The sequence below is a fragment of the Microbispora sitophila genome (assembly GCF_014892245.1).
Classification (GTDB): Bacteria; Actinomycetota; Actinomycetes; order Streptosporangiales; family Streptosporangiaceae; genus Microbispora; species Microbispora siamensis.
In genome coordinates this window covers 256,027-277,207 of the sequence record NZ_JADBGC010000012.1, presented here as the reverse complement: position 1 = coordinate 277,207, position 21,181 = coordinate 256,027, and the positions used below count along the sequence as shown (strand labels likewise).

Sequence of the window (21,181 nt, the reverse complement as noted above, 5' to 3'; positions counted from 1 at the left end):
GGGACGTCCGGACCACGGCCGGCCCCGGCACGAGCAGAGACAGAGCGCGTGATCCCGTCCGGCCAGACCGGGCGGGATCCGCCGTCCCTCTCCACAGGGGTGTTCGTCTTCAGCCGGACGTACGCCGGCGCAGGGCCGCCGCGGTCCCCATCGCCCGGTCCCGCCACCAGGTGAGCCCGTTGCGCTCCGCCAGTCGCGCGATGACGGCGAGATGGCGGGCGGCGGAGTCGTGGTCGCCCATGGCGGTGGCGAGCAGGGTGAGGTACCAGTCGACCGGCCCCATGCACATGACCGCGGAGATCGTCGATATCCGCCCGCTGTACGGCAGCAGAGTGGCATAGCTCCTGTCGCAGGCGGTGCGGTCGCCGACGGCGGCCTGGGCTGCGGCCTGCAGGCAGGTCGTGGACAGCCACGACCAGTCGAGGGGCGGCGACGGCCAGCCGGCCCGGGCCAGCGCGCGGGCCTCGCCCTCGCGTCCCTGGGCGAGCAGGTGCAGCACCCGGGCGTCGTGATCCATCGTGGGGTGGACGCCGCTGATCGCGTCGACGAGCGGTCCGGCATCCGCCATGGCGCCCTGCTGACACCGCATCGCCAGGCGGCTCATGGCCACGGCCGGCCGCGCGTGCCACACCCCGACCCGCTCCGCCTGGCGCTCGGCCTCGTCGCGGAGTTTCTCGGCGTCGTGGAATCGGCCCTCAAGGGCGAGGCGGTTGGCCTGCCAGAGGGTGTGCTGGAAACGTGGCCAGGGCTGGGGAAGGCGTTGCAGGAGCGCCTGGCAACGGGTGGCGGCCTGGTCGGCGGCGGCGAGGTCGAACGCTTCGAGATGGTTGTGAGTGTGCAGCATCTGGGCGAGCAGTTCGAATGCCGGTGCCTGCACGGTGACGGCCAGCTCGTGCAGCTCGTCGGCGATGCGGGTCAACTCTGCCAGGTGCAGCGGCTGGGGCAGCGCCAGGTGGCGCGCGTTCAGCATCCGCATGAGCAGGTAGGGGTCGTGCAGTCGGCGTGCCATGTCCACTGCCTGACGGGAGAGGGTGTCGCAGCGGGGGTTGCCGCTGCCGTCGTACAGTTCCTGGGCCAGGCCCCCCAGCAACCGGGCACGCTCGGGGCTGTCGTCGTCAGGCAGGTTGTCCAGTGCCGTCTGCAATCGGTGGACCAGCCGGAGTTCGACCGCCTCATAAGGATCGCGGGTGGTCCACAGGGTGGGGGCGTCCAGTGCGGTCAGCGCTTGGACGGCCAGGTCGGGGCGTTCGGGGACGCGGTCGGCGGTGCGGATGGCGTCCGCGCGGACCTGCCGGGCGGTGATCGGGTCGCCCGCGTCGAGCAGAGCGCGGACGTGTTTCAGCAGGAGTTCGACGTGGGTGCCGGGGTCGCCGGCGGCGGCGTCGTGGGCCTTGACGGCCCGGTCCCACCAGGTGGCGGCCTCCTCGTAGGCCAGGCGCAGGGTGGCCTGCTCGGCTGCCGCGCCGGCCCAGCGGACCGCCTCCTCATAGGCCGCGGGACCGGCCTCCACCGCATGGTAGGCGACGACCGCCACATCGGCCCTGGGCCGGGCGGACAGGGCGACCATCACGTGCCGATGAATCAGGGCCTTGCCCAGTGGGGGCAGGCTGTCGATAAGCGCCTCCCGGACCAGGTCATGGGCGAAGGCCATCCGCCCGTCGCGGGAGACCAGCAATCCGATCTGGGCCCCGCGGTCAAGTAGGTCGTACACGTCGACACCGGCTGACCGGCTCCCCACGACCTCCGCGACGAGCACGGGGTCGAAGTCCCGGCCGACGACGGCGGCGATCTGTAACGCCTCCCCGGCCTGGGGGCCGAGGATCGCGAGGCGCTGGCGGACCAGTTCGGCCACCGCGGCGGGAACGGTGTCCAGCGGCCGGCCCTGGGCCAGCAGCCGGACGCTCTCCCGGACGAAGAACGGGTTGCCGCCGGTACGGCTGGTCAGGCGGACGACGGCCTGGTCGTCCACCTGTACGCCCATCTCCTGGGCGATCTGCCCGACCGCCTCCGCTCCCAGCCCCTGAAGGCGGATCCGTAGCAGGTCGTAACCGGCCAGCCGGCCGAGCAGCTCGTCCACCGCGACGCCACCGGCCTCCGCCGTCGGCACGGGGTCGCGGAAGGCGGTCACCACGGACAGCGGCACCCTCTCGGTCATCCCGCCGACCAGCACCGTCACATCCCGCAGCAACTCCAGCGACGCCGGATCCGCCCACTGGACGTCGTCCAGTACGATCACCAGCGGCCGCGGCCGTGCCGCGGTCACGAGCCACTGGGCGATCGCCTGGTTGCGCCGCAGCAACGCCGCGCCCTCCGATCCCGCGGGCACCTCATCGTCCAGCAGCCCGGCCAGCGCCGAGCGGTCCGGCGGCGGGCAGTGCTGCTCCAGCACGCCCAGCACCTGCACCCACGGCCACAACGCGGGCGTGCCCTGCGTGTCATGGCAGCGCCCCCACACCACCAGATATCCCGCCTCGATGCACCGCGCCGAGGCCGCCTCCAGCAGAGAGGTCTTGCCGATCCCCGGCTCCCCGCTGACCGCCGCGATCGCCACCCCCCGCCGCGCCGCTGACCCCGTCAGCGCGACCAGCTCGCCCAGCGGTCCGTCCCGCCCCAGCACCGCGCGCTCCGCGGGTTCCGGCATCGCACGCTGGGGCGTGGAGGCCTCCACGGGTTCGAGCACCACGTGAGGGGGCACCGGCCCCAGCGACTCGACCTGCCGCAGGATGTCGTCTTCCAGTGCCCGCAGCGTCGGGCCGGGCTCGACGCCCAGGTGCGCGGTGAGAGTGTTCCTTGCGCTGCGCAGGACGGCGAGCGCGTCGGCCTGGCGGCCGGTGCGGTACAGGGCCAGCGCGAGCAGATACCACAACCGCTCCCGTAACGGGTCGGCCGCCGTCTCGGCCTCCAGATCCGCGATCACCGCCTGCGGCCGGCCCAGATCCAGCAGCGCCTGCGCCCGCCGCTCCACCGCCACCAGCCGCAGCTCACGCAGCCGGCTGACCTCCGTCAGCGCCCACGGCGCGTCGGAGAACTCCTCATACGGCGAGCCCCGCCACAGCCCCAGCGCCTCCTCCACCGCCGCCAGCGCCTCGGCCGGCGGCAGGAACTCCGCACGCTCGACCAGATCGGTGAAACGGGCCGCGTCCACGTTCCCCGCCACCAGCGCGTACCCCGGCGGTCGCCCCACCAGCACCCGCGGCCGGCCGCGTGCGGGCCGGTCCGGCTCGATCGCCCGCCGCAGATGCGACACGTACGACTGCACCGTCGCCGGCGCGCTCACCGGAGGCGCGTCCCCGTACACATCCTCGATCAGGGTCCTGATGGAGACCACGGCTCCATGCGCCACCAGGAGCCGGGCCAGCACGGTCCGCTGGCGCGGCCCGCCCACGTCGACGGGTGCCCCACCGGCGTCGCGGACCTCCACCGAACCGAGAACACGGAACTCCACCAGACTCTCCTTCTTGATCGGCGGAATCACTGATCCCGCCGCAGGCCCGCCCCGCGCAGAGGGTGCCGGCGACCTGGAACTCTTCCGCCACGTCTTCCCCGGTGCGCCCCGACACGAAGACCTCGTACACGGGACGTCCGACAGCGGCGAAATGCCGGCTCAACGGGCCGGCCGCGGAGGGTCCGGGACCTCGGCCCTGGCGGGCATCCCGTACGTGCCGCTGATCGCGAAGCCATGGGAACACAGTGGCAGATGTGAGGCGATTCCAGTCGAAACCACGCCGGAATGTCGACGCCGACACCGGAGGTTCGGACCGGTTCCACCTGCTCGCGAGGGGTCGAAGACGGAGGTTGATCCCCGGCGACCATTGCTACCTGCTCGGCGGTGGGTTGATCGAAGATGCAAGCCCCCGAGCGGTCGGCAGGGTGACACGGACGACGGTCGTCTTGCCCGCTTCGAGGCCTGACCAGCGCGCCACCGCCGCCGGCGACCTGGCGCTGAAGATCCCCAAGCTGCGGTCGGGATCGTTCTTCCCCTCCCGGCTGGAACGCGCACGTCCGCAAGCTTGAGTGCGGCCAGTTCGGGCGCGCCGGGTTCGTAGACGTACGCGGAGGTCACCGCGACGGCTTCGCCGCCGACATGGCCTCTGTCGCTCTCGGCAGGCGCCGGGCATTCACGAGTCACTTCCTCTCCCGGGAGTTGGGCGCCACCTGAAAGGACTACGCGCCAGGACGGGAGGCGGCCGCCTTCCCCACGAAACCCGTCCGCGGCGAAGTTGGACGGTCGACTTACGGTCGGCTGGTAAACGCAGACGGGACGACGCCCTCCGCCCGGCAGCGACACTCTCAAACACTCGCAAGCCCTCTCAAGCACTCACATGCTGGCCGCAAGTGACGAACTTACCTGCGGCCTGGGCAGCGTCGGCAGACCCTGGTGGGAATCGTGAGCCGGTGCTGCCGGCCCACATGTCGCCTCAAACGGATCGCAAGACGACAGGCCACCGTGGGTGAGCCGGAATCGAACGAGCCGCCACCGGCCGCAAAGACCCGGGATGTGCTCCGACCGCCGCGGAACGGCCTTGTTCCGCGCATCGCCTCAGGAGGGGTTCGCTCGTGAACCGCCATCAGATCGCAGAACAGGTCCGCCACCTGATCCGTGCTCAGTGCGCGTCCCTCGAGATCGATGAGGTTTCAGAAGACGCTTCGCTGACCTATGACCTCGGGATGGACTCGCTGCAAATCGGGTCGCTCATCGCGGCGATCAGGGAGGAGATCGCCGACATCGAATTCAGCCCGTGGTACATCGATTCCGGGTGGAACGGCCAGGACACGGTCGGCGGGTTGACGGACTACATCGCCGAGCGCGCAGTGCGGACGCCGGCGCAGGTCACGGGGGACGTGTCATGAGCGCCGCCCCGGCCACACGGCCCACGCTGCTGTCCATCGCCTCGGCGTTTCCCCCTCACCTGCTGACGCAGGAGGAGATGTACGAGGGCCTCTTGAAAGGCTGGTACGAGGGGATCGCCAGCGCCGAGAAGACGGTCTTTCAGACGCGGGTGCGCAGGCGGCGCATGGCGTGGGACCCGCGGGAGGCCCTCGCCGACGGCTCGCCGGGCACCGGGGATCGCATCGAGCTCTTCTCGAAGGCGGCCGCCGAGGTGGGAGGGGCGTCCGTCGGCGCCGCACTCGAAGGGCAGGACGTCAGGGACATCGGCAGTTTCGCCATGGCCAGCTGCACGGGTTACACCGGGCCCACCCCGGATCTGCATCTGGCACGGCGATTCGGCCTCCGCTCCGACCTGCGGCGCACCTTCGTGGGACACATGGGCTGCTTCGCGGCGTTCAACGTGCTGAAAGTGGCTCTGGACGCCATCGCCGCCCGTCCGGAAGAGCGCGTGCTCGTCAACTGCACCGAGTTCAACTCCCTGCACTTCCGGCCGGAGGCAACTTTGGAGCAGGCCGTCATCCACGGCCTGTTCGGCGACGCCAGCGTCTCCGCCGTGCTCGGCAGCGCCCCGGACGGTCACGGTCTGCAGTTCCTCAGCTCCCACACGGAGCAGCTGTACGACGGGCACGAGATGATGACGTGGAATGTCAAGAACGACGGGTTCTTCATGACCTTGTCGCCGTACGTGCCCTTCGTGTTGGCCGAACACATCGAGTCGTATCTGAACAAGCTGCTCGCGCCCGAGGGGCTCACCCATGAGGACATCCCGCATTGGGTCATCCATCCCGGCGGCCCGAAGATCCTCGAGCTCCTCGCCGCTCAGCTCCATCTGACGCGAGAGCAACTGCGGGCGAGCTGGCACGTACTCGAGGAATACGGCAACTGCGCGTCCGGAACCGTACTGCTCGTCCTGGAAGACATGATGCGGAAAGACCGCCCCCAGCCGGGTGAGTTCGGCGTGATGCTCGCCTTCGGTCCCGGTCTGACGATCGAGGGCATGCTCCTCCGGTTCTAGACAGCTCTCCCGAGGAGGGTCATCCCGTGTCCGTGCTTGCGCCGCTGCGACGCTCCACCTCCGTCCTTCCGCCCGTTTCCGACCGGAGCCGGCATCCCGGTCGCCGGGACATGCTCAGTGTCTCGCCGCCGCTGACGCTGCCCCCGGCGCGCACGCTGTCCGAGACCCTGCTGCACTGGGCGCGTACGGAGCCGGCCCGGCCGCTCCTCCATTTCATCGATTTGACCGATCGGCTGACCACGCTCACGGCGGCGGACCTGCTGCTCAACGCGCGGCGGCTGGCGGCGGGGCTGCGCGAGCACGGCGTGCGGCCACGAGACCCGGTGATCCTCTCGTTCGGCACCTCGCCGGAGTTCCTGGAGACGTTCTTCGCCTGCGCTCTGCTGGGGGCGACGCCATGCCTGGTGGACCTGCCCTCGTCCAAGGTGCCGCCCGAGGCCTGGGGCCGAGGGCTGCGCGCCAAGCTGCGGTTGCTGAACGCATCTGCCCTCGTCATCGATGTCTCGTTCGCGGCGCAGGCACGCGAGGCGCTGGCCGGCACTCGGTCCGGGCATCGGGACGACGCGGTACAGGTGCTCGGCGTGGAGGAACTGCTGGACGCCGGGCAGTTGCCTGAGGACGAGGTGTGGTCCTGCGCGGACGACACGGCCTTCGTCCAGTTCACCTCTGGCACCACCGGTTCGCCCAAAGGGGTGCGGGTCTCCCAACAGGCTCTGATGGCGAACATCGGCGCGATGGGGGAGCGGGTGAGGTGGACCGCCGACGATCTCATGGTGGGCTGGCTCCCGCTGTTCCATGACATGGGATTGGTGGCGACCACGCTGGCCGCATTCGTCCATGGCATGCCCACGGTGCTGATGCCACCTATGGCCTTCCTGCTCCAGCCGGTCAGGTGGTTGTGGGCGATTCACCACTTTCGCGGCACAGCGTCGTTCGCACCCAACTTCGCCTACCAGTTCTCCGCCAGGCGCATCAAGGACGTCGAGCTGGCGGGCCTGGACCTCAGCTCGTGGCGGTGCGCGTTCAACGCGGCCGAGTTCATTCACGCCGAGACGCTGCGCCTGTTCGGCGAACGCTTCGAACCGTACGGCTTCGACCCGCTTGCTTTCCTTCCCGCGTACGGGATGGCGGAGATGACGGTGGGCGTCAGCATTCGCGACCCTGATGAGCCACTCGTCGTGGAGTTCGTTTCCCGTACCCGCCTGGCCGTTCGGCGGGAGGCGGTCGTTGTTCCGGAGGACAGCGCGGAGGCTGTGCCGGTGGTGGGTGTGGGCGCTGTACTGGCAGGACATGAGGTACGCATCGTGGACGAGTCGGGCTGCGATGTGGGAGAGCGCCGGGAAGGACAGGTAGTGGTCCGGGGCCCGTCCATGTTCCAGGGCTACTTCGCCGATCCCGAGGCCACCTCCAGGGTGCTGCGAGACGGCTGGATATGGACGGGGGATCTCGGATACCTCGCCGACGGACAGCTCTTCATCTGTGGCCGGGACAGTGACCTCATCATCAAGGCGGGGGAGAACTACCACCCATACCTGATGGAGAATGCCGCCGCGAAGGTGACCGGCGTGCGACAGGGGTGCGTGGCGGCGGTCGGTGTCCCCGACCCGGAGGCGGGTACCGAGGACATCGTCATCGTCTTCGAAACGACCGAAACCGACGAGGCGACGCTGCTCCGGATGCGTCGGCTTGTGCGGGAGCAGGTCTTCCTCGACTGCGGCGTCCGTCCCAACCGTGTCGTGCCCTGGCCGCCGCGGACGCTTCCCAAGACGACCAGCGGAAAGGTCCGCCGTAAAGAGATCGCTGCCGCACTGTCACGGACCCGGTCCGCAGCCACACAGCCGGAGGAAGCCCACATTTGATCCAGTGATCTGGGGTCGCCGGGCAGCACCAGCGGCGTGGGCAGCGCCGCCGGCAGCCGCTGGGGGACCTGCGCCGCGCATCTGGTAGGTGCCGATGAGCATCACAGCCGAGCCGTCCGTGGTGATCCACGCCTGGTCGCGCACCCATCGCGACCAGGCACAGCGGCGCCTCGTCCTGGATCCGCACCGACCGGGCCGGGGTCAGCGTCGCCCAGCAGGAAGGCCCGCCGCGCCCTGGGTCCGTCGAGGAGACCGGCCGGCGCGTCCATGCCCAGATCGTGGACGGCCGGATATGCGGTCGAGCGTCTGCTATGGCCGGAAACGATCAACCTGATTTCGTTATGTCTGAGCAAGCGTCGCCAGTAGTGGCTGTGGCGGGCGTGGTCTGGTGGTCGCGTCGGTGGGTTGACCAGGCCAATGCAGATTCAAGAGCGCGTGCGGCGGGGCTGATCACGTGTGCCAGTGAACGGCGGATTTTGGCGGCCCCTGCTCTGGTTGGCCGCACGCCCGCAGACCGGCCGCGGCGAAGGGTTCAAGGCAGGGCTCGACGCCGCCGGGGGGATGACGCCGCGGTGGTCAGGCCGTCGTCCGGACCGGGCCGGTCCACTTGAGCTCCGGCAGGTTGACCACGATCGCCTCCTGGGTGCTCCGGGCTATGACGACGACGGCCTCCAGGCCGGGATCGGGGTTCTCCTCTCGATGCGGCACGAACGGAGGCACGAAGATGTAGTCGCCCGGCTTCGTGTCGATGCGCACCTCGTGCGGCTCGTCGGCGTCGACGTCGAGGAACACGAACGACGGTGTGCCGCTGACCACGTAGATCGCGGTCTCGGATTCGCCGTGGTGGTGGTTCGCGGAGACGGTCGCCGGAGCCACGCGGGTCTGGCCCATCCACAGTCGTCTCGCACCGACGGTGGCGCCGCTGATGGCGGCCTGGCGGCGCATACCGCTCGTCTGCGCCGTGTCGGAGGTCAGGCCGGCCGGCGCCACATGGTGCAGCCTCCGGTGGAACGGATCCTCGGGAAGGACGATGCTCACCGTTTCTCCTCCGGTGTCGGCAGGTGCGCCCCCGCACGCACGCGCGGACAGGGCCCGGCGCCGGTCGCCTGCCGGTGCGGGCGGACGGCGGGTGCCAAGCGGTGGGCCGGGGCTGTGACCCCGGTCGTCATGCTAGTGCCGCATCAGAAAACCTTTGCCCCGTAGTGACGTGACGCGCCGTTCGGATGCTGGTCCGTGCGGCGCGGTGTCGCCAGGCTGCCCGGGTGGCAGAACGGGTACGCGTCCGCGAGATCGATGACGACGAGGGCCGGCGCCTGCTGCGGATTGTCCGCAGAGGCACCGGGTCGGTGGTGACCTGGCGGCGGGCCCAGATGGTGCTGCTGTCCGCGCAGGGCATGCCGGTTGGGAAGATCGCCGAGGTGACGTTCACCAGCGCGGACCGGGTCCGGGACGTGCTCCACAACTTCAACGCCGATGGCTTCGAGGCGCTCTACCCGAAGTACATGGGCGGGCGGCCCAGGACGTTCACGCTGCCCGAGCGGCGCGAGATCAAGAAGATCGCCAAGTCCAAGCCGGCCGAGCACGGCCTGCCGTTCTCGACCTGGAGCCTGGCCAAGCTGGCCGACTTCCTGGTCGCCGAGGGGGTGGTCGACGACATCAGCCACGAGGGCCTGCGGGTCCTGCTCCGAGAGGAGGGCGTGTCGTTTCAACGCATAAAGACCTGGAAGACCTCCCGCGACCCGGACTACGCCACGAAGAAGGCCCGCGTCGAGCACCTCTACGCGATCGCCGACGGCGAGGTCATGCCAGAGGAGGGTGAGCCTGAAGTCGTCTTCTGCCTGGACGAGTTCGGCCCGCTTAACCTCCAGCCCCACCCTGGGCGGCAGTGGGCCGAACGCGGTGGGCGGCACAAGGACCCCGGCCGGGAACCGAGGCCCCGCCGACGGGCGACCTACACCCGCCCGCACGGGGTCAGACACCTGTTCGCCGCCTACGACCTGGGCAAAGACAAGCTCTACGGCCACATCAAGCCGAGGAAGCACCGGACCAAGTTCCTAGAATTCTGCCGCTATCTGCGCGGTCCCTACCCGCCCGAGATCCGCATCGCGTTCGTGCTCGACAACTTCTCCCCGCACCTGACCACGAAGAAGGACAGCCGCGTCGGCGACTGGGCCGCGGCGAACAACGTCGAACTCGCCTACACGCCGACCAACAGCTCCTGGCTCAACCGCATCGAGGCCCAGTTCACCGCCCTGCGCTACTTCACCCTGGACGGCACCGACCACGCCACCCACAAAGAGCAGGGCAGCATGATCCGCCGTTACATCATCTGGCGGAACCAGCACGCCGCCGACGAACGCCTCCGCGAGGTCGTGGCCAAGGTCAACGTCGCCTGAACCGGGCTGATCCTAACGACTGTGTCACCGGCCGCATCGATCCCCACTTCGTTCGCCGCTCATCAGGGCAGGCGGGCGTGTTCGGCTCGGGTGGCAGCGATCCGCTCACGCGCGAGCGTACGGGCCCGCTTGGTGTCGTCGCCGGTGAGTCGGGCGAGGATCGTTGCGAGCGGCCTGATCTGGCCCCAGCCGCCCCAGTGACCCTCGGGGATCTCGGTGGGGAATACCCAGATCCGGCTGGCGTCACGCGGCCAGGCGCCGTTCTCCGCGTCGAGGATTGCCTCGGTGACCTCGGCGATGACGCTCGCACGCTTCTGCTCGTCGAGCTGGCCCTCGGGGACGGACGGGACGACCTTGTAGCGAGGTGCGTCCGCGGGTTCTCCGCCGACGTAGATGCCGGCCGGTCGGTGCAGCCAGAGCCAGGAGACGGAACGGCTCACCGGGTCGGCGGGGTCGAATCCCTCGTTGCGGACGAGGATCTCGGTGATGCGGTTCAGCAGGGCCGCCTCGGCGTCCGGCTGGAGCGCGCCGTCGGGAATGTACACGTCGAGCATGGGCATGGTCGATCTCCTTTATGAGTTTAGTTCTTCAACTCAGGCCGGAGTCTACGAGGGCTAAGTACAGCTTGTAAACCCAGATGGGTACACTCGTCCCATGGAGACGCGGCGAATCGACCCAGTGAACTGCTCGGTGGCGCGCGCCCTCTCGGTGGTGGGGGAGCGCTGGTCGCTGCTGATCGTTCGTGAAGCGCTGGACGGCGCGCGCCGGTTCGGAGAGTTCCACTCCCGCCTCGGGATCGCCAGAAATCTCCTGGCGACTCGGCTCGAGACCTTGGTGACCGCGGGAGTGATGCGCCGCGTGCCCTATCAGGAGCCCGGGGATCGGCAGCGCTTCGCCTACGAGCTCACCGAGCAGGGCCGGGCGTTGCGGCCGACGCTCGTGGCGCTCCTGGAATGGGGCGACACGTACCTCGCCGACCCGCAGGGCCCGTCGGTCATCGTCCGGCACCGGCCCGTCGACGATGCGAGCTCCTGCGACGAGCCGGTCAAGGTCGTCCTCGAGTGCGCTGCGGGGCACAGCCACCTCGCCCCGGAAGACGTCTGCCGCACGCCCGGGCCGGGCGCGCGCTTCGTGGAAAGCTCCTGAGATCCCAGGATCGTACTGAGCAGCTCATATCGCGAGAAGCATGATCCAAGCAGTGGGGCCGACGCCTGGGCCATGGGGCAAACGTTGGATGCTGCGGCACTAGTTCCTCGTAAGGTTCCGCCGGGTCCCCATTTGCTCTCGCTCGTGAGCAGCCGTCGGTCGTTCTCACCGGTGCCTGCGCCGCGTCGTGGCCGGTGCCGCCCCCCGCCGCTCACTCCCTCCCGCTGACGCCCCTGGCCAGGGGCGCGCGCCAGCGGTATCGCATGGCGAGCATGCGGAACGCGAAGGCGAGCACCGCCGAGGACAGGGTAGCGACGAACCCCCGCACCCCCAGCGCGTACAGCAGGGCCATCGTCGTCGAGCCGAGCATCGCCGGCACGGCGTAGAGCTCCCGGTCGTAGAGCAGGGTCGGCTTCTCGCCGGACAGGACGTCTCTGATGACGCCGCCGCCGACCGCCGTACAGACCCCGAGGAAGACGGCGTGCATCGGCGCGAGGCCGTAGTACAGGGCCTTGGAGGTCCCGACCGCGCAGAACAAACCGAGGCCCGCCGCGTCGAAGACCAGCACCCCGGGCATCGCCCGCTCGACCTGGGGATGCCAGAAGAACGCGATGACGGCGGCCGCGATCGGCACGAGGAGATACCACGTGTCCCGCAGCGCGGCGGGTTGCACACCGATGAACAGGTCGCGCACGATGCCGCCGCCGACGGCCGTGAAGAACGCGAGCACCGCGATGCCGATCGCATCGAGCCGTTTGCGTACGCCCACCAGCGCGCCTGACAGGGCGAATACGAAAATTCCGGCGAGGTCGAGCACGGGGGTCACAGGCGCACAGTCTCCCACATATCGGGCGAACCGCCGCGTCAAGATCAGTGGCATGGGACCCGGTGGCCGCCGCGGCGAGAGTGGGGGAGCGCGCGGGCGCCGGGACCTACGGCGGGGTGCTACGGCGGGGTGCCGCTCGCGCCTCCGGTGTCCGTCGAAGCCCGGTGGACTGCCGAGAGCAATGCCTTATTTACCGTTCTTGTCGGGATCGACGGCGAAGGTGATCACGCCCAGGTAGCCGTCGCCGTCCTCGCTCACCTTCATGAGCATGCTGGGCTTGTAGATGGTGTCGTGGTCATTGAAGGTGTCCCTGCCCGTGTGCCCGGAGTAGGGCTCCTCCTTGAACACCTTCGCGTTCAGGTCCTCGTCGAACATGACCTGTGTCGTCAGCGTGCGCTGGTCGCCGACATGCACCATCGCGTGGATGTGCACGGTCCGGCCTCGATACCAGCCGGGCCAGATGGTGGTGAACTCGACGATGCCGTTCTTGTCCGTGACCTGCGCGCCACGAAGGTAGCGCTTGTCGTCGGTGGGGGTGAGGTCGGCAATCCCGTCGTTCGCGGAGGGACCGCCGCCGGGTCCTCCCGGCGGCATGCCGGAGGGGGGCGGCCCGCTCGGCACTCCGGCCGGCATGCCCGAGGGCGGCGGACCGCCCGGGCCGCCGCCGGGCCCGGGCGCGCCGCCTCCACCGCCCTGCCCGCTCGACTGCGCCTCGGCTCCCGAGTAGAGGCCCGCCGCGTCGCAGTGCCAGATCTCGACGACGGCGTTCGCCATCGGCTCGCACTTCTCGCTGTCCTGCACCTTGATCGCGACCTTCAGCCGCCTGCCCTGCCGGTCCTCGCGGATGTCGGAGCGGATCTTGTCCGCGTCGAAGTAGTACGGCCCCTGGGTGGTCGCGGGCGTCAGGACGCAGGTGTTGGAGCCGGCGAAAAGGCCGGTCAAGCCGGCCGACGTGCTCGTCGTCGGCGTGATCGAGACCGTGGCTCCCGACGTGGTCGTGACCGGGGCCGAGCCACCGGCCTTCGTGCCGCAGGCCGACAGCAGAGCGCCGAGCCCGATCGCGCCGATCCCGGCCACGGCGGTCCGGCGGCTGACCCGCCGGCCCTCGTGATCGTGTCCCGGGACGCCCTCGTGATCGTGTCCCGCAGTGCCCTGGTGATCGTGTCCCACGATTGCCTTCCTCTCCTGAGGTGACGTCTGCGGGACGCTAGACCATTTGCATGAGGGTTGTCTTAAGAGCGTGCCGCGCCCGCCGGTGCTGGCCTGCGCATGCCCCGCACCTTGGCTCTGTGTGAATCGAGGGCGGGTAGCGTCGGGAATGTGCCGCGGCAGGTCAACGGGTGTCCTGATGTCGGGCGCATCTGGGGCGGTCTGGTGCGCGACCATCATCTGACGCCGCTGGACGACCTGGCGTCCTCCGTGATCGAGCACGTCAGGCCGCTCGGCTTCACCGAGGTCATGATCTACGTGGCCAGCCTGCGGCCGCTGTATCTCGTGCCGCTGCCGGGGCAGCGCGACGCGTACGGCGAGCCGCTGAACCGCGTCTCCATCGACACGACCTTGGCCGGGCGCGCCTACCGCAACCTGGAGATCGTCCAGGCTCGTCCCGCCACCGACCCGTTCGCCGCCGAAGCCGCAGAACCGCTCGGCAGCGAGGGGGCGCGGCGCCTGTGGGTGCCGATGCTGAACGGCACGGAACGGGTCGGGGTGCTCGGCGTGACCGTGCCCGTGGTCGACGAGACCACCGAGCGGATCGCGACGGAGCTGGGCAGCCTGGTCGCGCTGCTGGTGGTGAGCAAGCGCGCCTACAGCGACGCCTTCGTCCGGCTGGTGCGCACCGAGGAGATGCACCTGTCGGCCGAGATGCTGTGGACCCTGCTGCCCATCAGGAACTTCGCGACCGACACGATGACGGTCAGCGCCGCGCTGGAGCCGGCCTACCGCGTCGGCGGCGACGCCTTCGACTACGCCCTCGACGGCGCCACCCTCCACCTCGGGATCTTCGACGCGATGGGGCACGACACCTCCGCCGGATTGACCGCGGCCATCGCCCTGAGCGCCTACCGCAACAACCGCCGCCGGCGTCGGGTCGGGCTGCTCGAGGTCAGCGACGCTATCGACGAGGCGATCGCCGGAGAGTTCGGCACCTCACGCTTCGCCACCGGGGTCCTGGCCGACCTGGATCTCCGCACCGGATGGCTGACCTGGGTGAACCGGGGGCATCCCCCGCCGCTCGTCCTGCGGCAGGGGCGGGTGGCCTCCGTGCTGGACTCCCCGCCGGACACCCCGATGGGTCTTCGCCTGGGCCCGGCCGCCGTGCTCGCGCGCCGCCAGCTCGAACCCGGCGACCGGCTGCTGTTCTACACCGACGGCATCGTCGAGGCACAGACCCCGGACGGGGACAGGTTCGGCCTGGACCGCTTCGCCGACTTCGTCATCCGGCGGGAGATCGACGGCGTCTCCGCCCCGGAGACCCTGCGCCGCCTGGTCCACTCGATCCTGTCCTACCAGCGCGGCCAACTGCAGGACGACGCCACGGTGCTGCTGGTCGAGTGGCGCACCGAGCGGTATCGCCAGCTCACGATGTGAGCCGCGCGTGCGGCGGGCTCAGCCGCGTGCGAGCAGCTCCAGCGTGTCGACGACCCGGTTCGAGAAGCCCCACTCGTTGTCGTACCAGGCCACCACCTTGACGTGCTTGCCGTGGACGCGGGTGAGGGCCGCGTCGAAGATCGACGACGCCGGCTGGCCGGTGATGTCGCTGGAGACCAGCGGTTCGTCGGCGTAATCGAGAATGCCCTTGAGCCTGCCGTCGGCGGCGGCACGGTAGGCCGCGAGCACCTCGTCGCGGGTGACCTCGCGTGAGACGGTGGTGTTCAGCTCCACGATCGACCCCACCGGGACCGGCACACGGATCGAGTCGCCCGACAGCTTGCCGTCGAGGTTGGGCAGCACCAGGCCGATGGCCTTGGCGGCCCCGGTGGTGGTGGGCACGATGTTCACGCCGGCCGCGCGGGCGCGGCGCAGGTCACGGTGCGGGCCGTCCTGCAGGTTCTGCTCCTGGGTGTAGGCGTGCACCGTGGTCATGAAGCCGTGCTCGACGCCGGCCAGGTCGTCGAGCACGGACGCCAGCGGAGCCAGCGCGTTCGTGGTGCACGAGGCGTTCGAGACGATCACGTGCCGGGCGGGGTCGTAGGCCTCGGTGTTCACGCCGTAGGCGAGCGTGACGTCGGCGCCGTCGGAGGGGGCGCTCACCAGCACGCGCCTGGCGCCCGCGTCGATGTGCGCGCGGGCGGCGTGCGCCGCCGTGAAGCGGCCGGTGGACTCGAGCACGATGCCGACGCCGAGCTCGGCCCAGGGCAGCTTGGCGGGCTCGCGTTCGGCGAGCACCGTGATGCGGCGGCCGTCGACCACGAGGTCGGTGCCGTCGACCTCGACGGAGCGGCCGAGGCGGCCGAGCGCGCTGTCGTACTTGAGCAGGTGCGCGAGGGTCTCGGGGGCGGTGAGGTCGTTGACGGCGACCACTTCGAGGTCGCTGTCACGTTCGAGCAGGGCGCGGAGGGTGTTGCGTCCGATGCGGCCGAATCCGTTGACGGCGATGCGGGTCATGGGCGTTCCTTTCGTTCCGCGCTCCATGATCGGCATCCGAATGCCTGACCGACAGTGGCTGGAACAACAGCACACGCAAGGATCCAGCCAGAAGTTTCGCCACCGTTCGCAAGGATCTCGCCACATCGCTCCGGGCCCAGGCGGGCCGGGAAGCTCAGGCCGAGAAGGTGTGGCGGTACTCCGTCGGTGAGGTGCCGAGGATGCGCTGGAAGTGCAGGCGCAGGTTGGCGCCGGTGCCGAGCCCCACTCGGTCGGCGATCTGCTCCACGCCCAGGTCGGTGCGTTCGAGCAGTTCGCGTGCCAGGTCCACGCGTGCCCGGAGCACCCACTGCATCGGCGTGTAGCCGGTGTCCTCCACGAACCGCCGGGAGAAGGTGCGCGCCGACACCCGCGCGTGGCGGGCGAGGGTCTCGAGGGTCAGCCGTTCGGACAGGTGCGCCAGGGCCCACTCGCGCGTGTTCGCGAACAGGTCGCCGAGCGGCTCGGGCACGCTGCGGGGAACGTACTGCGCCTGCCCGCCGCTGCGATAGGGCGCCGCCACCAGCCGTCTCGCCACGTGGTTGGAGAGCCCGACGCCGTGGTCGCGCCGCACCAGGTGCAGGCACAGGTCGATGCCGGACGCCGCGCCCGCCGACGTCAGCACGTCGCCCTCGTCCACGAACAGCACGTTCTCGTCCACCCGTACGAGCGGATGCTTGTCGGCGAGGGCCTTCGTGTAGTGCCAGTGGGTCGTCGCCCGCTTGCCGTCGAGCAGGCCCGTCGCCGCCAGCGCGAACGCCCCCGTCGAGATGGCCGCGAGCCGGGTTCCGCGCTCGTGGGCGGCCATGAGCGCGCCGACGACCGCGGCCGGCGGTTCCGTGGTCGCCGGCTCCCGATAGCCGGGGATGAATATGGTGTCGGCCTGCTCGAAGGCGTCGAGGCCCTCGGCCACGTGGTAGGAGAGGCCGTCGCCGCCGGTCACCAGTCCGGGCGCGGCGCCGCACACCCGCACCTCGTACGGCATGCTCGGCCGGCTGGAGAACACCTGCGCGGGGATGCCGACGTCGAGCGGCTTCGCGCCCTCCAGCACGAGCACGGCCACGCGGTGGTTCTTCCGGCTCATCGCCCTCCTTCGGGTCTTTCGCGGCCCGGCGGGCGTTCCCTCGCGCCGTGACCGTCATGGCGTCTATCGCAAGCATCCTGCCATCGGACCGCCAGGACAGCGCCAGGACGTCGGGCAGCGCCAGGACACCGGGCAGCGCCAGGACACCGGGCAGCGGGCCGGACTTCCTCGCGGCCGTTGACAAAGCATGGTTTTCCTACATAGTTAGTAGGTAAAGCGCTCCTTCGAGAGGTATGCGACCACGTGAAATTCCTCGCCATCACCCTCATCGCGCACGGGCCTGACCCGCTGACCGGCGAGACCAGGTCCACCACCGAGCGGTTTCGCGAAGTCGTGGACAATGCCGTACTCGCCGAAGAGCTGGGCTTCGACGGCTACGGGGTGGGAGAACGGCACGAGCGGCCCTTCATCTCCTCCTCGCCGCCGGTCGTGCTCAGTCACATCGCCGCCCGGACGTCCCGCATCCGGCTGTTCACCGCCGTCACCACGCTCAGCCTGCTCGACCCCGTGCGGGCGTACGAGGACTACGCGACGCTCGACCACCTGTCGGGCGGCCGCCTGGAGCTGATCATCGGCAAGGGGAACGGGTCGGCCCAGGCGCGGCTCTTCCACGTCACCCCAGAGGACCAGTGGGACCGCAACCGGGAGGCGTACGAGCTGTTCCGCAGGCTCTGGCGGGAGGACAGAGTCACCTGGAAGGGCCGGTTCCGGCCCTCCCTCACGGACGCGGAGACCTGGCCGCGCCCGTTGCAGCGGCCGATCCGGGTCTGGCACGGCAGCGCCACCAGCAAGGAGTCGGTTGACCTGGCCGCCCGTTACGGCGACCCGCTGTTCTCGGCGAACGTCACCAACCCCATCGAGCCGTACGCCGAGCTGGTCGACCACTACCGCGAACGGTGGGCGCACTACGGGCACGACCCCGCCGACGCGCTGGTGGGCGCGGGCAGCGCCGGCTTCTACGCGGCGCGCACCTCGCAGGAGGCGATCGCGACCTACCAGCCGATCTACGACGCCCGCGTCGCGCTGTTCCGCAAGTCGGGCGTGGAGCCGGTCTTCCACTCGCTGGAGGACGCCATCGAGCGCGGCTCGATCCTCGTCGGTAGTCCGCAGCAGATCGTCGACAAGGTCCTCCGCTACCACGAGCGGCTCGGGCACGAGGTCATGCACCTCAGCGCGGACGCCGACGGCCTCACCCGGGCGCAGCACCGGGCGGCACTGGAGCTGTTCCAGAGCGACATCGCTCCCGTGCTGCGCAAGGAGATCCCGAGCAGGCCGTTCCCCGCCGCGCCGTTCCCCACCACACCGTCCCCCACCGCACCAGGGACCCGGCAGGCGGACAGCGCGACCCCGCAGGACGCCGTCGCGACCCCGCAGCGCACCGCGACAACCCCGCAGAGCACCGTCACGAGCACCGGAGTGCCGGCATGAGCGTCCCCCCGCCGACAGCACAGTCCACAGCGCAGCCGGTCAGCCGGCCGGTTCCCCTGTCGATCCTCGACCTGTCCCCGATCCCGTCCGGCAGCGGCGCGGGAGACGCGTTGCGCAACAGCATCGACCTCGCCCGGCACGCCGAGCGTCTCGGCTACCTCCGCTACTGGGTGGCCGAGCACCACTTCGCGGCCGGCGTCGCGAGCTCGGCCCCGGCGGTGCTCATCGGCCTCATCGCGGCCGCGACGAACCACATCAGGGTGGGCTCCGGCGCGGTGCAGCTCGGCCACCAGACGCCCATCGCGGTGGTCGAGCAGTTCGGCCTGATCGACGCGCTCCATCCCGGCCGGATCGACCTCGGGCTCGGCCGGTCCGGGCAGCGCAGGGCGGAGGCCGTGGCGGAGGCCGGCCGGGCTCCCGAGACCGCTCGTACCTCCGGACCCCGTGAGTCCCGCGTGGTGGACGGGCTGCTGATCCCGCCCGCGTTCTCCTTCGCCGAGCTGGCCCGCTCTCCGCAGCTCGCCCTTCAGGCCGCGCTGCTGCAACAGCCGGGCGCGCGGACCCCCGACTTCGCCGAGCAGGTCGACGAGGTCGTCGCCTTCCTGGAGGGCACCTACCGGTCGGCGGACGGGATCGCGGCGCATGCCGTGCCGGGCGAGGGCGCCGAGGTGGAGCTGTGGATCCTCGGCAGCAGCGGCGGGCAGAGCGCGCAGGTGGCGGGGGAGCGCGGCCTGCCGTTCGCCGCCAACTACCACGTCAGCCCGGCGTCGGTGCTGGAGGCCGTGGAGGCCTACCGGGAGGCGTTCACTCCCTCCAAGGCGCTGTCCGAGCCGTACGTCGTCGTCTCGGCGGACGCGGTCGTGGCCGAGGACGACGCGACGGCCAGGGAGCTGGCCAAACCGTACGGCCTCTGGGTGCGCGCCATCCGCACGGGCCAGGGGGCGATCCCCTACCCGACACCCGAGGAGGCGGACGCGCACGTCTGGAGCGAGGCCGACAGGGAACTGGTGGCCGACCGCGTGGACACCCAGTTCGCGGGCTCTCCGGAGACGGTCGCGGAGCGGCTGCGCGTGCTCCAGCGGGTCACGGGCGCCGACGAGCTGCTCGTCACCACCATCACGCACGGGCACGCCGACCGGGTCCGCTCCTACGAGCTGCTCGCGGAGGCGTGGCACGGAAGACGCACGTCAGGGGCGAGATCGTGAGCAGCAGGAGGACCACTGTGAAGGTCATCAGGGGCGCGCTGCCCCTCATCCTCGTCGCGGCCCTGGCCGCGTGCGGTTCCCAGGCGCCGGCGGCGCAGGGGGGCGGCACCTCTCTCACATGGGCCGTCGAGACCGAGCCCATCACGTTCAACCCGCATCTGTGGGCGCAGAACAAGGCCAGGCTGCTGGTGTTCAACCAGTTCGACGCGCTGCTCGCGCACGGCGAGGACGGGTCGTTCGTCCCGTGGCTCGCCCGGTCGTGGAAGGTCTCGGACGACGGGCGCACCTACACCCTGGAGTTGCGCGACGACGTCACCTTCCAGGACGGCACGAAGTTCGATGCGGCCGCGGTGAAGGCGAACCTGGACAAGCTACGCGAGCCCGGCTACAACCCGACGGTCGCCGCCATCCAGTTGCACGCCCTCGACAAGGCCGAGGTGCTCTCGCCCACCACCCTGAAGATCACGCTGAAGGAGCCGGACGGGCTGTTCCTCGACTTCCTGGCCTCGCCATACGCCGGGCAGGTGTCCCCGAAGTCCCTCCGGGAGGCCAAGGACCTCAAGGCCGGCGGCCCGGACGTGGTCGGGACCGGCCCGTTCGTCCTCGACCGGTACGTGCGGGGCCAGGAGGTTCACTACCGGCGCAACCCCCGCTACAACTGGGCGCCGCAGGGCAGCGCCCACCAGGGACCGGCGTACCTGTCGGAGATCACCTATCGCTTCCTGCCGCAGGCGGCCGTACGCGTCGGCGCGCTCACCTCCGGGCAGGTCCAGGTCGTCGAGGGCGTCCCGGCCACCGACATCCAGTCGATCAAGCGGGACCCGGGGCTGTCCTTCCAGTCGGCGCTCAACTCCGGCACGTCGTTCTCCTACTACTTCAACACCTCGCACCCGCCCTTCGACGACAAGCGGGTGCGGCAGGCGTTCCGGGAGGCCGTCGACGTCGACGCCGTGCTGGCATCCGTCTACCAGGGCACCGCCAAGCGGGCCTGGAGCGTCGTCGGCGACACCAGCCCCTTCTACGACCCGTCTCTGGAGAGGACGTATGGCGGGGACGCCGCCAAGGCGAACGCGCTGCTCGACGCGGCGGGCTGGACCGGACGCGACGCCGAGGGCTACCGGGTCAAGGACGGCAAGCGGCTGACGGTCCGCTCGGTGGCGTCGGCGCCGTTCGTCCGCGACCGCAGGGACATCCTGGCCCAGGCCATCCAGGCGCAGGTCAAGCAGACGGCGGGGATCGACTTCCAGGTGAAGATCGTGGACCAGGGCACGGCCCAGAAGGCGCTCGACGACGACGCGTACGAGATCTTCGAGAACTCGCGCGGCGACTCCGACGTCGGGGCCGCGCTCAACCTCATCCTGCCGAAGGGCGGGGCCATCAACCGCACCCACTACGAGGACGCCGCCCTCGACGGATGGCTCGCCGACGCGTCGGCGAGCTCCGACCCCGCCGAGCGGAAGGCCCTGTACGCCAAGGTCCAGCGCAAGGTGGTGGCCGACGAGGCGATCGTCTTCCCCATCTACGTCCCCTCCGACCAGATCGCGGCGAGCAGGAACGTGCAGGGCCTGGGCTTCGACCCGGTGTCCGGCACGCCGCGCGGCGTCTACGACGTGCGGATCGCCGCATGACGGCGGCGCTACCGGCCCGGCAGCCCCCGACACCGACACCGAAGACGCCGACGTCCACGACACCCGTGTCCACGACACC

Annotated in this window: 16 protein-coding genes; 9 read left to right on the top strand and 7 right to left on the bottom strand. The window is 70.3% G+C overall.

Annotated elements, in window-relative coordinates; all coding sequences use genetic code 11:
* Positions 1 to 109: 109 nt before the first annotated feature.
* The gene (locus tag IL992_RS23440) at positions 110 to 3,445 is read right to left on the bottom strand and encodes a BTAD domain-containing putative transcriptional regulator (RefSeq protein ID WP_193205503.1); all 3,336 of its coding nucleotides are present in this window, start codon (positions 3,443 to 3,445) and stop codon (positions 110 to 112) included.
* A 1,112-nt stretch (positions 3,446 to 4,557) separates the two neighbouring features.
* Between IL992_RS23440 and IL992_RS23430 the strand changes: the two genes are divergently transcribed.
* From IL992_RS23430 to IL992_RS23420, 3 genes are read left to right on the top strand one after another with little or no spacing between them, the layout of a single operon-like run.
* A complete protein-coding gene (locus IL992_RS23430; protein WP_193205502.1) occupies positions 4,558 to 4,851 on the top strand; it encodes an acyl carrier protein in 294 nt (97 codons plus the stop codon).
* A complete protein-coding gene (locus tag IL992_RS23425) occupies positions 4,848 to 5,906 on the top strand; it encodes a type III polyketide synthase (protein WP_193205501.1) in 1,059 nt (352 codons plus the stop codon). Before IL992_RS23430 ends, IL992_RS23425 begins: the two co-directional genes overlap by 4 nt.
* A 26-nt stretch (positions 5,907 to 5,932) precedes the next feature.
* Positions 5,933 to 7,765, top strand: coding sequence for an AMP-binding protein (locus IL992_RS23420; RefSeq protein WP_193205500.1), 1,833 nt, complete (start codon positions 5,933 to 5,935; stop codon positions 7,763 to 7,765).
* A gap of 576 nt (positions 7,766 to 8,341) precedes the next feature.
* On the opposite strand, the gene IL992_RS23415 is transcribed toward IL992_RS23420, so the two are convergent.
* Complete coding sequence (locus tag IL992_RS23415) at positions 8,342 to 8,803, bottom strand: cupin domain-containing protein (RefSeq protein ID WP_193205499.1); 462 nt, start codon at positions 8,801 to 8,803, stop codon at positions 8,342 to 8,344.
* 224 nt (positions 8,804 to 9,027) lie between these two features.
* On the opposite strand from IL992_RS23415, the gene IL992_RS23410 reads away from it, so the two are divergent.
* Entirely contained in the window at positions 9,028 to 10,161 is a 1,134-nt protein-coding gene (locus IL992_RS23410) for an IS630 family transposase (RefSeq protein WP_319018767.1), read from the top strand.
* Between the two features lie 62 nt (positions 10,162 to 10,223).
* On the opposite strand, the gene IL992_RS23405 is transcribed toward IL992_RS23410, so the two are convergent.
* Complete coding sequence (locus tag IL992_RS23405; protein WP_185071978.1) at positions 10,224 to 10,721, bottom strand: tautomerase family protein; 498 nt, start codon at positions 10,719 to 10,721, stop codon at positions 10,224 to 10,226.
* Positions 10,722 to 10,815: 94 nt separating this feature from the next.
* Here IL992_RS23405 and IL992_RS23400 point away from each other — a divergent pair, with 94 nt between their 5' ends.
* Positions 10,816 to 11,307 (top strand): winged helix-turn-helix transcriptional regulator, encoded by a 492-nt coding sequence (locus IL992_RS23400; protein WP_139578314.1) that lies wholly within the window; start codon positions 10,816 to 10,818, stop codon positions 11,305 to 11,307.
* Positions 11,308 to 11,518: 211 nt separating this feature from the next.
* Here IL992_RS23400 and IL992_RS23395 read toward each other — a convergent pair whose 3' ends face one another.
* Together IL992_RS23395 and IL992_RS23390 are read right to left on the bottom strand one after the other, a co-directional pair.
* Positions 11,519 to 12,133: a trimeric intracellular cation channel family protein gene (locus IL992_RS23395; protein WP_319018766.1), complete on the bottom strand. Its 615-nt coding sequence runs from the start codon at positions 12,131 to 12,133 to the stop codon at positions 11,519 to 11,521.
* A gap of 186 nt (positions 12,134 to 12,319) precedes the next feature.
* Positions 12,320 to 13,303, bottom strand: a complete 984-nt coding sequence (locus IL992_RS23390) for a dioxygenase family protein (RefSeq protein ID WP_319018765.1) — start codon at positions 13,301 to 13,303, stop codon at positions 12,320 to 12,322.
* A gap of 150 nt (positions 13,304 to 13,453) precedes the next feature.
* Here IL992_RS23390 and IL992_RS23385 point away from each other — a divergent pair, with 150 nt between their 5' ends.
* Positions 13,454 to 14,722 (top strand): PP2C family protein-serine/threonine phosphatase, encoded by a 1,269-nt coding sequence (locus tag IL992_RS23385; protein ID WP_319018764.1) that lies wholly within the window; start codon positions 13,454 to 13,456, stop codon positions 14,720 to 14,722.
* A gap of 18 nt (positions 14,723 to 14,740) precedes the next feature.
* Here the strand turns inward: IL992_RS23385 and gap are convergent, their stop codons facing one another.
* Both gap and IL992_RS23375 read right to left on the bottom strand, forming a co-directional pair.
* Positions 14,741 to 15,739 carry a type I glyceraldehyde-3-phosphate dehydrogenase gene (gap, locus tag IL992_RS23380; RefSeq protein WP_193205495.1) on the bottom strand — a complete coding sequence of 333 codons (999 nt, stop codon included), beginning with the start codon at positions 15,737 to 15,739 and terminating at the stop codon, positions 14,741 to 14,743.
* A gap of 154 nt (positions 15,740 to 15,893) precedes the next feature.
* A complete protein-coding gene (locus IL992_RS23375; RefSeq protein ID WP_193205494.1) occupies positions 15,894 to 16,841 on the bottom strand; it encodes a GlxA family transcriptional regulator in 948 nt (315 codons plus the stop codon).
* Positions 16,842 to 17,084: 243 nt separating this feature from the next.
* Between IL992_RS23375 and IL992_RS23370 the strand changes: the two genes are divergently transcribed.
* From IL992_RS23370 to IL992_RS23360, 3 genes are read left to right on the top strand one after another with little or no spacing between them, the layout of a single operon-like run.
* Positions 17,085 to 18,269, top strand: a complete 1,185-nt coding sequence (locus IL992_RS23370) for an LLM class flavin-dependent oxidoreductase (RefSeq protein WP_193205493.1) — start codon at positions 17,085 to 17,087, stop codon at positions 18,267 to 18,269.
* Positions 18,266 to 19,474 (top strand): LLM class flavin-dependent oxidoreductase, encoded by a 1,209-nt coding sequence (locus IL992_RS23365; RefSeq protein WP_193205492.1) that lies wholly within the window; start codon positions 18,266 to 18,268, stop codon positions 19,472 to 19,474. The genes IL992_RS23370 and IL992_RS23365 overlap by 4 nt, the downstream gene beginning before the upstream one ends.
* 17 nt (positions 19,475 to 19,491) lie before the next feature.
* On the top strand, positions 19,492 to 21,102 hold the full coding sequence (locus tag IL992_RS23360; protein WP_193205550.1) for an ABC transporter substrate-binding protein: 1,611 nt from the start codon (positions 19,492 to 19,494) through the stop codon (positions 21,100 to 21,102).
* The last annotated feature ends 79 nt before the right edge of the window (positions 21,103 to 21,181 follow it).